At 65.2% G+C, this 12,772-nt stretch carries 14 protein-coding genes; 2 read left to right on the top strand and 12 right to left on the bottom strand.

Annotated features, from left to right (window positions below; genetic code table 11):
- The first annotated feature begins 2 nt into the window (after positions 1-2).
- Positions 3-1,562, top strand: a complete 1,560-nt coding sequence (locus AB0T83_RS03260; protein WP_366191507.1) for an ATP-dependent DNA helicase — start codon at positions 3-5, stop codon at positions 1,560-1,562.
- Here the strand turns inward: AB0T83_RS03260 and AB0T83_RS03255 are convergent.
- The 12 genes from AB0T83_RS03255 to trpS form a co-directional block, all read right to left on the bottom strand.
- On the bottom strand, positions 1,533-2,291 hold the full coding sequence (locus tag AB0T83_RS03255; RefSeq protein WP_366191505.1) for a TIGR02186 family protein: 759 nt from the start codon (positions 2,289-2,291) through the stop codon (positions 1,533-1,535). The two genes, AB0T83_RS03260 and AB0T83_RS03255, sit on opposite strands and share 30 nt — an antisense overlap.
- Complete coding sequence (locus AB0T83_RS03250) at positions 2,291-3,211, bottom strand: sulfite exporter TauE/SafE family protein (RefSeq protein WP_366191503.1); 921 nt, start codon at positions 3,209-3,211, stop codon at positions 2,291-2,293. Before AB0T83_RS03250 ends, AB0T83_RS03255 begins: the two co-directional genes overlap by 1 nt.
- Positions 3,212-3,334: 123 nt before the next feature.
- A complete protein-coding gene (locus AB0T83_RS03245; protein ID WP_366191502.1) occupies positions 3,335-4,303 on the bottom strand; it encodes an ABC transporter permease in 969 nt (322 codons plus the stop codon).
- The gene (locus AB0T83_RS03240; protein WP_366191500.1) at positions 4,300-5,391 is read right to left on the bottom strand and encodes an ABC transporter permease; all 1,092 of its coding nucleotides are present in this window, start codon (positions 5,389-5,391) and stop codon (positions 4,300-4,302) included. The genes AB0T83_RS03245 and AB0T83_RS03240 overlap by 4 nt, the downstream gene beginning before the upstream one ends.
- 1 nt (position 5,392) lies before the next feature.
- Positions 5,393-6,970, bottom strand: coding sequence for an ABC transporter ATP-binding protein (locus AB0T83_RS03235; protein WP_366191499.1), 1,578 nt, complete (start codon positions 6,968-6,970; stop codon positions 5,393-5,395).
- Positions 6,971-6,976: 6 nt separating this feature from the next.
- Positions 6,977-7,972, bottom strand: a complete 996-nt coding sequence (locus AB0T83_RS03230; RefSeq protein ID WP_366191497.1) for a BMP family lipoprotein — start codon at positions 7,970-7,972, stop codon at positions 6,977-6,979.
- Positions 7,973-8,148: 176 nt separating this feature from the next.
- Positions 8,149-8,562, bottom strand: a complete 414-nt coding sequence (rimI, locus tag AB0T83_RS03225; RefSeq protein ID WP_366191495.1) for a ribosomal protein S18-alanine N-acetyltransferase — start codon at positions 8,560-8,562, stop codon at positions 8,149-8,151.
- The gene (gene tsaB / locus AB0T83_RS03220) at positions 8,559-9,212 is read right to left on the bottom strand and encodes a tRNA (adenosine(37)-N6)-threonylcarbamoyltransferase complex dimerization subunit type 1 TsaB (protein WP_366191493.1); all 654 of its coding nucleotides are present in this window, start codon (positions 9,210-9,212) and stop codon (positions 8,559-8,561) included. The genes rimI and tsaB overlap by 4 nt, the downstream gene beginning before the upstream one ends.
- Before the next feature lie 4 nt (positions 9,213-9,216).
- Positions 9,217-9,777: a NifU family protein gene (locus tag AB0T83_RS03215; protein ID WP_366191491.1), complete on the bottom strand. Its 561-nt coding sequence runs from the start codon at positions 9,775-9,777 to the stop codon at positions 9,217-9,219.
- A 75-nt stretch (positions 9,778-9,852) separates the two neighbouring features.
- Positions 9,853-10,308 (bottom strand): universal stress protein, encoded by a 456-nt coding sequence (locus AB0T83_RS03210; protein WP_366191489.1) that lies wholly within the window; start codon positions 10,306-10,308, stop codon positions 9,853-9,855.
- A gap of 75 nt (positions 10,309-10,383) precedes the next feature.
- Positions 10,384-10,863, bottom strand: a complete 480-nt coding sequence (locus AB0T83_RS03205; protein ID WP_366191487.1) for a VOC family protein — start codon at positions 10,861-10,863, stop codon at positions 10,384-10,386.
- Between the two features lie 98 nt (positions 10,864-10,961).
- Entirely contained in the window at positions 10,962-12,017 is a 1,056-nt protein-coding gene (trpS, locus tag AB0T83_RS03200) for a tryptophan--tRNA ligase (protein ID WP_366191485.1), read from the bottom strand.
- Between the two features lie 75 nt (positions 12,018-12,092).
- On the opposite strand from trpS, the gene AB0T83_RS03195 reads away from it, so the two are divergent.
- Positions 12,093-12,770, top strand: coding sequence for a rhomboid family intramembrane serine protease (locus AB0T83_RS03195; RefSeq protein WP_366191484.1), 678 nt, complete (start codon positions 12,093-12,095; stop codon positions 12,768-12,770).
- Positions 12,771-12,772: the final 2 nt, after the last annotated feature.

The raw sequence follows: 12,772 nt of genomic DNA, 5'->3' as shown, positions 1-12,772 counted from the left end.
GCATGAATGCCGTGACCGATATTGTCCTGTCCGAAGATCAGGATGCCGCCTTTGCGCGGGTGACCGAAGTCCTTGCCGCCGCCGGGATCGACCTGGCGGGCGGGGGGCTTGGCCCCCCGGCATCGAAGGGCGATCAGACCCTGGCCGTTCTTGGCAAGGCGGGATCGGGCAAGACCATCCTTCTGGCGCAGCTGTACCACGCCATGGAGGCTGCGGGCGTCGAGATCGTTTCGGGCGACTACGAGGGTCGCCGCCGCAAGGAGCGGCGCACCCTTGCCATTCTGGCGCCCACCAACAAGGCGGCCTCGGTCCTGCGCAACCGGGGTGTTCCGGCGACGACGATTCACCGGGTGCTGTACACGCCGGTCTATGATCCGGAGTATGAGAAGATCGCCGAATGGCTGGCCGGGCGCGGGCCAAGGCCGGAAACCGAGGTTCTGGACGACACCGCGCTGGATCGCGCCAAGGCATTTTACGACCTGCACAAGTCGGTGCCGGGGGCGCTGGCCTCGGCCGGATTGCGGGGATCGGACTTCATCACTGGCTGGAAACGCCGCGAAGAGCCGCTGGACATCGGATTCGTCGATGAAAGTTCGATGCTGGATGCGCGACAATTTGACGACCTGAAAGAAATTTTTCCCACTCTGGTGCTGTTTGGCGACCCTGCGCAGCTGGCACCGGTGGGGCAATCGGGCGAAATGGTCTTCGACAAGCTGCCGGAACAGCGCCAATTGGTGCTGAGTCGCATTCACCGTCAGGAACGCGACAACCCGATTCTCGACCTTGCCCATGCCTTGAGCGACCCGGATGTGGGTTTCGAACAGTTCGAAAGGATGATCGACGACGCCGCCCGCAGCGATGATCGTGTCGTGGTTGCAGGCCGGGTCGAGGCCGACCTGATGGCGCGCTCTCCGGTGCTGGTCTGGCGCAATGCGACCCGCGTGCGGCTGATCCAGGCCTTCCGCAAGGCGCATGCCGCCCCCGACGACAGCCTGCTGCCCGGCGAGCCGCTGATCTGTGACGGGCTGGAACTGCCGCTGAAACATCGCAAGAAGCGGCTGGATCTTGAGGCGCGCGGATTGATCAAGGGCGCGCAGGTGATCTATCTGGGGCAGGGCCGCCGTCCGGGGTTTTCCCGGCTGCACGTGCTGGGCGCGCCCGAACCTCAGGTCTCGGCGGCCTCGATCATCAAGATCGAACATCCCGACGAGGAAGAGCCCTTCATCCCATTCGCAGCCCGCATGGGGGCGGCCTTCCTGCACGGTGCGGCGGTGACGATCCACAAGGCGCAGGGCTCGCAATGGCCCGAGGTGCAAGTCTTCGGTCCCGACATCTATGCCGCCTACCGCGCCGGACGGACCGAGGCGGGATTGCCGCTGTGGAAACGGTTGGCCTATGTGGCGATCACCCGCGCCGAGACGCGGCTGCACTGGGTGATGCGATATCGGCTGGGCAAGCCCACGGTGCCGCTGGGCACCGATGACTTGACGGTGCCGCCCGCCCCCGACCTGATCCGCGAGATCGACCCGACCCTATCGCTGGAACATCCGGAAGGCGGCTGAGGCCAACCAGCCCGCGGCGATGGCGATGACCAGCGACATGATTCCGTAGGCCAGCGGCCGGTCATGCGCCAGATTGTACAGCCAGCGTTCGATCCCGACCTTGTGCACCTCGATCGTGGTGTCATAGCGGTCGATCACCGCGCCATCGCGGACAAGGAAAATCCGCGTGGAATATATGCCTTCCACAAGGTTCGCCGGCAGGTCCAGCGAGGTGCGGAACAGCGTCTGCTGATCCAGCGCCACGCCGGTTTCATGCTGTTGGTACAATTCTGCCTCGCTGCGAATGCGCACCAGCGCATCGGTGAACACGTCCAGGTCGGGCGCGGCATGGGCCGGGCCGACCGTGGTCATCACGTAGTCCACCGAGATGATGTGATGCTGGTCTTCGTCCAGGTTCAGGATCTGGTCCAGCGGTCGGGTGCTGGCCACCGCGTAGAAGCTGGGCGCGTGCAGCAGGTGGACCGAGTCGGTGTTGACCCAGATGCCCATGCGCCGCTCTTTGCGGCGGACGTCCAGCGGGCCGGGCGGGCCCGAGACGGTGATGATGACATCCAGATCGGAATCCCTCGGCAGCGGTTCCTCGCGCTTCACGGCGCCGAAGATCAGCAGCGACGAACCGTCGAAGGTGGCGGTGATGGCAACCTCGTCCTGGCTCAGACCCAAGACAACCTCTTCCGCGCGGGCGGGCAGCGCCCACAGCAACGCGGCGATGATCAGCAGGCGCAGCATCAGTGTCCGCCCTCGGTGCCGATGGAATACAGTTCAGACGGCTGGATCAGCAGGTCGAGTCCCAGTTTGAAGCACACGATCAGGACCATGCCGGCCAGCAGGATGCGCAGTTGTTCGGCCTTCAGCCGGGTGCCGATGCGGGTGCCGATCTGCGCCCCGATGACGCCGCCGACCAGCAGCAGCACGGCCAGCACCACATCCACGGTGTAGTTGGTGGTCGCGTGCAGCAGGGTCGAGAACCCGGTGACGAAGATGATCTGGAACAGCGAGGTGCCGACCACCACCTTGGTGGGCATCCCCAGCAGATAGATCATCGCGGGCACCATGATGAAGCCGCCGCCGACCCCCATGATTGCCGACAGCACGCCAACGAACAGGCCAACCAGAATCGGCGGGATGACCGAAATATACAGGCCCGAAGTCCGGAACTTGATCTTCAATGGCAGCGCTTGCACCCAGGCCGACCGCCGCCGTCTGGGGGCCGGGGCGCCGACGCGGCGCGCCTTGCGGATCGAATTCAGGCTTTCGACGAACATCAGCCCGCCGACCACGCCCAGGAACACCACGTAGCAAAGCTTCACCAGCAGATCGACCTGGCCCATCTCCTTGAGCAGGGCAAAGACCTTCACCCCCAGCGCCGCGCCGATCAGGCCGCCGGTCAGCAGCACGACCCCCATCCTCAGATCCACCGTCTTGCGCCTGAAATGCGCCAGCACGCCCGAGAAGGACGAGGCGACGATCTGGTTGGCCTCGGTCGCGACGGCCACGGCGGGGGGGATGCCGATGAAGAACAGCAATGGCGTCATCAGAAAGCCGCCGCCGACTCCGAACATGCCCGACAGCACGCCCACCAGTCCGCCCAGCCCGAGCAGCAGGAACGCGTTGACCGAAACTTCGGCAATGGGGAGATAGATTTGCATGGCGCGACAATAGTGAGCCTTGCGGCGGGGTCCAGTCCCTCAGGCTTTCTGCAGTGCAGCTTTCTTGCAGTTTCTGAAAAAACCTGTCCCCCACGGCGCAAGTTTGTGCGCCGTGCGACGGGGTCAGCGTTCCTTGACGTAGGGTTCGCCGCCGGCGCGGGGCGGAATGGCCTTGCCGACAAAGCCCGCCAGAATCACCACCGTCAGGATATAGGGCAGCGCCTGCATCAGTTGCGTGGGCAGAGTGACGCCGGCCAGTTCCACGGTCTGGAAGCGGTTGCCCAGGGCCTCCAGCAGGCCGAACAGCAGGCAGGCGCCTAGGGCCGACCAGGGCCGCCACTTGGCGAAGATCAGGGCCGCCAGCGCGATAAAGCCGCGGCCCGCGCTCATGTCCTTGACGAAGCCCGCCGACAGGCCGGTGGCCAGATAGGCCCCCGCCAGCCCGCACAGCAGCCCGCAGATCAGCACCGCCGCATAGCGCAGCCCGACGACCGAGACGCCCGCGGTATCCACAGCGCCGGGGTTTTCACCCACCGCGCGCAGGCGCAGGCCGAAACGGGTGCGGAACAGCACGTACCAGCTGCCCACCACCGACAGGAGCCCAACATAAACAAGGATCGAATGCCCCGACAGCACCTGGGAATAGAGCGGGCCAAGGAGCGGCACCGATTCAAGTGTGCTGGCCAGCGGCAAATCGATGTTCTGGAACCGGGCGTCGCCTTGCAGGGGCGGGGTGCGCCCGCCCAGCTTGAACCAGTTCTGCCCGATCAGCACCGTCAGCCCGGCGGCGAGAAAGTTGATTGCCACGCCCGAGATCAACTGGTTGCCCCGGAAGGTGATCGAGGCGACCCCGTGCAGGGCCGCCAGCGACAATGACGCGGCACAGCCCGCCGCCAGCCCGACCCAGGCCGAGCCCGACACCGCCGCCGCCGCCGCCGAGAAGAAGGCAGCGGCCAGCATCTTGCCCTCAAGACCGATGTCGAAAATGCCCGCGCGTTCGGAAAACAGCCCTGCAAGGCAGGCAAACAGCAGCGGCGTGGCCAGGCGCAGGCTGGAATCCAGAAGCTGAAGAACCGTGTTCAGATCCATCATGCAGCTCCTTTTCCGAAGCCCGAGAACAGCCGTGCCACGGGGGCCCGCACCATGTTGTCAAGCGCACCGGTAAACAGGATCACCAGCGCCTGGATCACCACGATCATTTCGCGGCTGATGGCCGGGATCTCGAATTCCAGCTCGGCGCCGCCCTGATACAGCGCGCCGAACAGAAGTGCCGCGATCAGCACGCCCAGGGGGTGCGACCGCCCCATCAGCGCCACGGCGATGCCGACAAAGCCCGCGCCCTGAACGCTGTCGATGATCAGTCGCTCGGCCTCGCCCTGCACGGCGTTCACCGCCATCAGACCGGCCAGTCCGCCCGAGATCAGCATGGCGATCACGGTGATCTTCACCGGCGGGATGCCGGCATAGACGGCAGCGGGTTCGGATTGGCCAAAGGCGCGGATCTCGTATCCCAGACGGGTGCGCCAGATCAGGAACCAGACCCCGGCGCAGCAGGCCAGCGCGACGAAAAAGGCCACGTTCAGCGGGGCCGAGCGGGTGAAGCCCAGCCAGGCGCCGAAATCATAGGCCGTGGGCAGCCGCGCGCCTTCGGGGAAGCGCGGGGTTTCGGGGGCCATGGATCCGGGAACCTTCAGCACGTTGACCAGAAGGTAGACCAGCAGCGCCGAGGCAATGAAGTTGAACATGATCGTGGTGATGACGATATGGCTGCCGCGCTTGGCCTGCAGATAGGCCGGGATCGCGGCCCAAGCGGCGCCAAACAGCGCCCCGCCGATCACCGAGGCCGGCAGCGCCAGCGTCCAATGCGGCCAGGGCACCGCCAGACAGACCAGCGCCACGCCCAGCCCGCCCAGCAGGGCCTGCCCCTCGCCGCCGATGTTGAACAGCCGGGCATGGAAGGCCACCGCCACCGCCAGACCGGTGAAGATGAAGTTGGTCGCATAGTACAGCGTATAGCCCCAGCCATAAGCCGAGCCGATGGCGCCGTTGATCATGATCTTCATCGCTTGCACCGGGTTCTCGCCGATATAGGCGATCACCAGCGCCGAGACCGCCAGCGCAAGGATCAGGTTGATGACCGGGATCAGGGCGACATCGGCCCATTTCGGCATCTTGTTCATCTCAACCCGCCTTTCCGTCCATACCGGCCATCAACATGCCCAGTTCGGTCTCGTCGGTGTCGCCGGGCAGGCGTTCGCCCATGATGCGGCCGTCGAACATCACCGCGATCCGGTCCGACAGGGACAGGATCTCTTCCAGCTCGACCGAGACCAGCAGGATCGCCTTGCCCTCGTCGCGCAACTGGATCAGGCGCTGGTGGATGAACTCGATGGCGCCGATGTCGACGCCGCGGGTCGGCTGGCCTACCAGCAGCAGCTCCGGGTTCTGTTCCATCTCGCGGGCCAGCACCAGTTTCTGCTGATTGCCGCCGGAAAAGCTTTTTGCCGCCAGCCAGTTGTGCGGCGGGCGCACATCGAAGCGTTCCATCTTGCCATCGGTGTCGGCGCGCAGGGCGGCGTTGTCCATGATGCCGCTGTGGCTGTATTCGGGGCGATGCTGGTAGCCGAAGCCGGTGTTCTCCCACGCCGCGAAATCAAGGATCAGGCCCAGCTTGTGACGATCCTCCGGCACATGGGTGATGCCCACAGCGCGGCGGGCGCGCCCGTCGCTGTCCTTGCCCGACAGCTTCAGCGGCTTGCCGTTCAGCGTGATCGTTCCCGTGGCATCCGCGATGCCGCCCAGCACCTGCAACAGTTCCGACTGGCCATTGCCGGCCACCCCGGCGATGCCAAGGATTTCCCCCGCCCGGACGTTCAGCGACACGCCTTTCAGACGCTCGACCCCCTTGTCGTCGGTGACCCGCAGGTCAGAGACATCCAGCACCGTGGCGCCTGGCTTGGCCGGGGTCTTGTCGACGCGCAGCAGCACCTTGCGGCCCACCATCAGCTCGGCCAGTTCGGTGGGCGAGGTTTCGGCGGTCTTGACCGTGGCCGTCATCTCGCCGCGCCGCATGACGCTGACGGTGTCGGTGATCTCCATGATCTCGCGCAGCTTGTGGGTGATCAGGATGATGGTCTTGCCCTCGTCGCGCAGCCCGTGAAGGATGCGGAACAGGTGGTCGGCCTCGGAGGGCGTCAGCACGCCGGTGGGCTCGTCCAGAATCAGGATATCGGCCTTGCGGTACAGGGCCTTGAGGATCTCGACCCGCTGCTGGTGGCCGACGCTCAGGTTTTCGATCAGGGCATCGGGGTCCACGTCCAGCGCGTATTCGCGCGACAGGTCCGTCAGCAAGGTGCGGGCCTTGGCCAGCGAGGGGCGCAGGAAGGCGCCTTCTTCGGCCCCCAGCACCACGTTTTCCAGCACGGTGAAATTTTCGACCAGCTTGAAGTGCTGGAAGACCATCCCGATGCCGGCGCGAATGGCGGCCTGGCTGTCGGGGATCTCGGTTTTCTGTCCGCCGATGAAGATCTCGCCAGCGTCGGCCTTGTAGAAGCCATAGAGGATCGACATCAGCGTCGATTTTCCGGCGCCGTTTTCGCCGATAATGCCGTGGATCGTGCCGCGTTCGACCCGGATCGCGATGTCCTTGTTGGCCTGTACCGGGCCGAAGGCTTTCGAGATGCCGCGCAGCTCGATGGCCGGGGCAGCGGAAGGGGCGGCCATGTCAGGCCGCCCCCCGGTCTGTGTCTGAACGGTCATCTGCGATTAGAAGGCCGGGCAGGAGCTGTCGGTGGTATAATCGTGCACCACAATGTCGCCCGAAATGATGCGGCCCTGGGTTTCCTCGACCGTCGCCATCATCGATTCGGTGATCAGGTCTTCGTTGTTGTCATCCAGCGCCCAGCCGACGCCGCCATTGTTCAGGCCCATGACCTTGATGCCGGGGGTGAATTCGCCCTTCTCGAAGGAATCAAACGCCTCGTAGACCGCGTTGTCCACGCGCTTGACCATCGAGGTCAGCACCTTGCCCGGATGCAGGTGGTTCTGGTTGCTGTCCACGCCGATGGCAAGGATGCCTTCGTCGGCGGCGGTTTGCAGAACGCCGATGCCGGTGCCGCCGGCGGCGGCATAGACCACATCGGACCCCTGGCTGATCTGGGCGCGGGTCAACTCGCCGCCCTTCACCGGGTCATTCCACGCGGTGGGGGTGGTGCCGGTCATGTTGACGATGACCTTGGCGTCGGGCTTGACCGCTTTCACGCCCTGGGCATAGCCGCAGGCGAATTTCGAGATCAGCGGCACGTCCATCCCGCCAACGAAGCTGACGACGTCAGATTCCGTGGCCATCGCGGCCAGAACGCCGACCAGATAGCTGCCTTCATGCTCCTTGAAGACCACCGACTGCACGTTCGGCTGATCGACGACCATATCGACGATGGTAAACATGGTTTCGGGGTAATCCGGCGCGACCTTTTCCAGGGTGGAAGCATTGGCGAAGCCCAGAACCACCACCGGGTTGGCGCCGCTTTCGGCCATGCGGCGCATGGATTGCTCGCGCTGCGCTTCGGATTGCAGTTCGGTTTCCTTGTACTTCCCGTTGGTGTCTTTGATCCAGCGCTGCGCCCCGTTATAGGCGCTTTCGTTGAAGGATTTGTCGAACTTGCCACCCAGGTCGATGATCAGCCCCGGCTCGGCCAGTGCGGCGGTCATGCTCAGGGTCAGGGCGGTGCCCGCTCCGAAAAGCGTCTTCATGAAGGTCATTGCAGTCTCCCAACTATTGGACTTCTGCCGCGCAAAACGGCACGCCGCGCCTTGTTGCGGCGCGGTCTTGCCAGAAGTAGGCCGCAGCAGGGGAAGGGGGTCAACAGGTTTCTGCGGTTTGCCAAGCGGTTGCCGCCCGAAACGCCAGGGCAGCGGCGTGCGGGCGGTACGATTGCCTAGGCGATGGGCCGGGTCATCACTACCCCGTCGATCTTCTGACCGTCAGGGGCGGAATAGTACCGGCGGCGCAGGCCCGCGCGGGCAAAGCCGCAGCGGTCATATAGGGCCAGTGCCGGGGCGTTGTTCGCCGCGACCTCAAGAAAGGCCTGCGCTGCGCCGCGCTGACATGCCGTATCGAGGAAGCGCGCCATCAAGGCCTGCCCGATGCCTGCCCGTCGGTGGGCCGGATCGACGGCAAGGGTCAGAAGCTCGGCCTCATCCGCGATCACGCGGCCCAGGGCGAAGCCCGACGGGTGCGATTCCAGAAACACCACGGGCTGAGTCAGCAGATCGGCGAACTCGGTCGCCTGCCAGGGGCGGGGTGTGGTGAAACAGGCTGCATGCAGCGCCGCCAGCGTGGACGGCGTCATGAAAGGATTTTCGGCGGCGGATCGCTGGCCGGGGCCGCATCGGCGGCGCGCAAGTACAGCGGCGCCGGGCGCGGGCTGTCGGCAGGTGCTTGGGCGGCGATGCGCGCGATGGCTACCGCCAGCGGAATCCGTGGGGCGATGATGGGCCTGTTCAGGCTTTCGGCCTGCGCCGTAGGATCGACGCCCAGCAGCGGGGCGTTTTCGGGAAGCTTCAGCGCCAGCAGGTCTGCGGCGGTGTGCAGGGCCGGGGGGCGGGGGCTGTCCGCCGAAAACACCTGCACATAGGCGCTGCCGCGCGGGGCCGCGACCAGCGAGACCGCCGGGCGGGGGGCGTCCAGCACCTGCGCTTCCAGGCGGCTGACGCCAATGGCCGGAATGCCCAGCGACAGGGCCAGACCGCGCGCGGCCGAAACCGCGATGCGGATGCCGGTGAAATTGCCGGGACCGACGCCGACCCCCAGACGTGTCAGGTCGGCCCATGTCAGCCCGGTTTGGGCCAATCCGTCCTCAAGCAGGGGAAAAAGTTGTTCGGCCTGTCCGCGTGCGCCCTGCCAATCGCCCTGCCAAAGCACCTCGCCGCCCCGAAGCAGGGCGGCGGCGCAAAAGGGACCGGAGGTATCGAAGGCCAGGATCGGCCCGTTGTCGCGCATCGGCTCAGACGGCGACGGGGCGCACTTCCACCACTTCGGGGATATAGTGGCGCAGCAGGTTCTCGATACCCATTTTAAGCGTCAGGGTGGACGAGGGGCACCCGGCGCAAGCGCCCTGCATGTGCAGGTAGACCACGCCGCGATCGAAGCCGTGGAAGGTGATGTCGCCGCCATCCTGCGCCACGGCGGGCCGCACGCGGGTGTCCAGCAATTCCTTGATCTGGCCGACGATTTCCGAATCCGGCCCGTCATGCGCGGCATGGCCGGCGTTCTCGGCAGCCCCGTCCAGCGTCGCATCGCCGGATTGGAAATGCTCCATCACCGCGCCCAGAACAGCGGGCTTCAGGTGGTCCCATTCGGTGCCGTCCTTCTTGGTGACGGTGACGAAATCGGTGCCCAGGAACACCGCCGTGACGCCGTCGACCGCGAAGATACGGCGCGCCAGCGGCGATTTCGCGGCGCTGTCGGCCTCGGGGAAATCGGCGGTGCCGCTTTCCAGAACCGTCATGCCGGGCAGGAATTTCAGGGTCGCGGGATTCGGGGTGGATTCGGTTTGAATGAACATGGCAGCGCCTCCGTTGCGCCTGATATGAGGTTTGACGCGTGCGAAGTCAATGTTTGGAATGATTCCAAACTGGGCTCAGGTCACGCTTTCCAGCTGTTCTTTTGACATGTTGCCCGGCACCACGGTGAAGGGAATCGGAACCTGCGCGGCGTATTTGGTCATTTGCGACACCAGCGGGCCGGGGCCGCTTTTCTCGGTACCCGCGCCCAGCACCAGCACGCCGATTTCCGGGTTGTCGCGGATCTGGGCCAGGACTTCCTTGAACAGATCGCCTTCGCGGATCACCAGAGTCGGATCGACGCCCTGCTTGTCGCGCATCCATTTGGCGAAAACCTCGAAATGGGCGGTGATCCGTTCGCGGGCCTCTTCGCGCATGATGTCGCCGACCCCGACCCAGTGGTTGAACTCGTCCGGAGGGATTACCGACAGGATCTCGACCCCGCCACCGGTGTTGGCGGCGCGCATGGCGGCAAAGCGCATGGCGTTGAGACATTCCTGGCTGTCGTCGAGCACGACGAGAAAGGTACGCATGACTGATCCCCTGTTTCCGGCGGCCATGATGCCGTTTGCACGCGCCAAGGCAAGGGACTGTGGGCTTTTTTTGACCTATTCCGACAGCAGGTCATCCAGATCGAGACGCCGGGTGTACATGGCAAGCTGACCGTTGGCATCGCGCGGCCAGTCGGCGCGGGGACGGTCCCAGTAAAGCTCGATCCCGTTGCCATCAGGATCGCTGAGATAGACCGCCTCGCTGACACCATGGTCCGAGGCCCCGTCCAGCGGCACGCCGGCCTCGACCATGCGCCGCACGGCGCGGGCCAGTTCGGCGCGTGTGGGATACAGGAAGGCCACGTGGAACAGGCCGGTGTGTCGGACAGGTGCCGGCGTGCCGCCGGCGCTGTGCCATGTGTTCAGGGCAATATGGTGGTGATAGCCGCCCCACGACAGGAACGCGACCGCGCGCCCGTCGGTGGCTTGAACCTCCAGCCCCAGAAGATCGGTGTAGAAGCGCAGCGCGCGATCCAGATCGGCGACTTTCAAATGCACGTGGCCGATGCCTGGCGTGGCAAGTGGGGCAGAGGTCATGGCGGTCTCCTTGGTTGGCAGACAGCCTAGGCCGGGTGCGGGGGGCATGTATACATACGGTCCCGCGCGCCCCCTGTGCGGGGACGCGCAAGGCCGGGTCAGGTCAGCAGGCCGACGATCTCATAGGCGCGTTTCAGGATCGGCTTGGCGATCTCGTCGGCGCGGGCGGCGCCATCGGCCAGAATGCGGTCGATCTCGGCGGGATCCTGCATCAGCCGGGACATTTCCCCGGTGATCGGCGACAGCTTGGCGACGGCCAGTTCGGCCAGCGCCGGCTTGAACTCGGAAAACGTCTTGCCGCCATGGTCAGCCATCACCGCATCGACCGATATATCGGCCAGACCGGCGTAGATGTTGACCAGGTTGCGGGCCTCGGGACGCTCGGCCAGACCCTCGGCGCTTTCGGGCAGGGGCTCGGGGTCGGTCTTGGCCTTGCGGATCTTCCTGGCGATGGTGTCGGCATCGTCGGTCAGGTTGATCCGGCTCATGTCCGAGGGGTCGGATTTCGACATTTTCTTGGAGCCGTCGCGCAGGCTCATCACCCGCGTGGCTGCGCCTTCGATCACAGGCTCGGTGATCGGGAAGAATTCGACGCCATAGTCGTTGTTGAACTTCATGGCGATGTCGCGGGTCAGCTCAAGGTGCTGCTTCTGGTCCTCGCCCACGGGCACCTGTGTGGCGTGATACACCAGAATGTCGGCGGCCATCAGGTTCGGATAGGCAAAGAGCCCGGTCGAGGCCGCTTCGCGGTTCTTGCCGGCCTTGTCCTTGAACTGGGTCATCCGGTTCAGCCAGCCCATGCGCGCCACGCAGTTGAACAGCCAGGCCATCTGGGCATGGGCGGGCACGCGCGCCTGATTGAACAGGATGGATTTCTTCGGGTCCAGACCGCTGGCCAGGTATCCTGCGGCCAGTTCCCGCGTCGCGCGGGTCAGATCGGCCGGGTCTTGCCAGACCGTGATCGCGTGCAGATCGACGATGCAATACAGGGTCTCGATGCCGCTGTCCTGCATGTCGACAAAGCGCTTTACCGCGCCCAGGTAATTGCCCAGTTGCAGGTGGTTGGTCGGCTGGATGCCCGAAAAGACCCGCGGGGTGAAGGCGGCGTTCGGGGCGTCGGCCGGGGTGGACTGCGTTTGGACCGCATCCGTCATGGGGGTTCTCCGTCTGGATTTCCGTGCACGGCTCGCTTATCTGCGGGGCCGGATGCCGTCAATCAAGGAACACCCATGGAACCCGCCCGCCCCGTCAATCCCTTGCCCGCAGCGGTGATCGCGCTGGCCGCCGTCGTGTTCGGCGTCGAAGTGCTGTTCACCCTGGCCGAGCGGGGTCTGCTGGGCGGCCCCGGCGGCATCGGTCTGCGCACCCGCGCCGTCGAGAACTACGCCTTCTTCGGACAGGCGCTGGACTGGATGGTGGTCAACCTGCAGTTTCCGCCCGACCTGATGGTGCGCTTCGTCACCTATCCGCTGCTGCATCTCAGCTTCACCCACGCAATGTTCGTCTGCGTCTTCCTGCTGGCGATGGGCAAGATGGTGGGCGAGGCCTTGGGCAACGTGGCGGTCTTTGCCATCTTCTTCGGCGCGTCGATCGGCGGGGCGCTGGCCTACGGTCTGCTGCTGAACGAGGATTTCCCGCTGGTGGGCGGCTATCCCGGCGTCTACGGGCTGATCGGCGGCTACACCTTCCTGATGTGGGTTCAGGCCAAGTTCCTGCGCCAGAACCAGTTGCAGGCGTTCCGGCTGATCGGCCTGCTGATGGCGATCCAGCTTCTGTTCGGGCTGCTGTTCGGTGGTCAGAAGGATTGGGTGGCCGATGTGGCGGGGTTTGCCAGCGGCTTCAGCCTGTCCTTTCTGCTGGTGCCGGGCGGCTGGGCCAAGCTGCGTGCGGCGTTGCGGCGGCGCTGAGG

This window comes from Meridianimarinicoccus marinus (assembly GCF_040689105.1).
Taxonomy (GTDB): Bacteria; Pseudomonadota; Alphaproteobacteria; order Rhodobacterales; family Rhodobacteraceae; genus Meridianimarinicoccus; species Meridianimarinicoccus marinus.
Note: the sequence above shows the minus strand (reverse complement) of the source record. Positions and strands in the feature narration are given on the sequence as shown.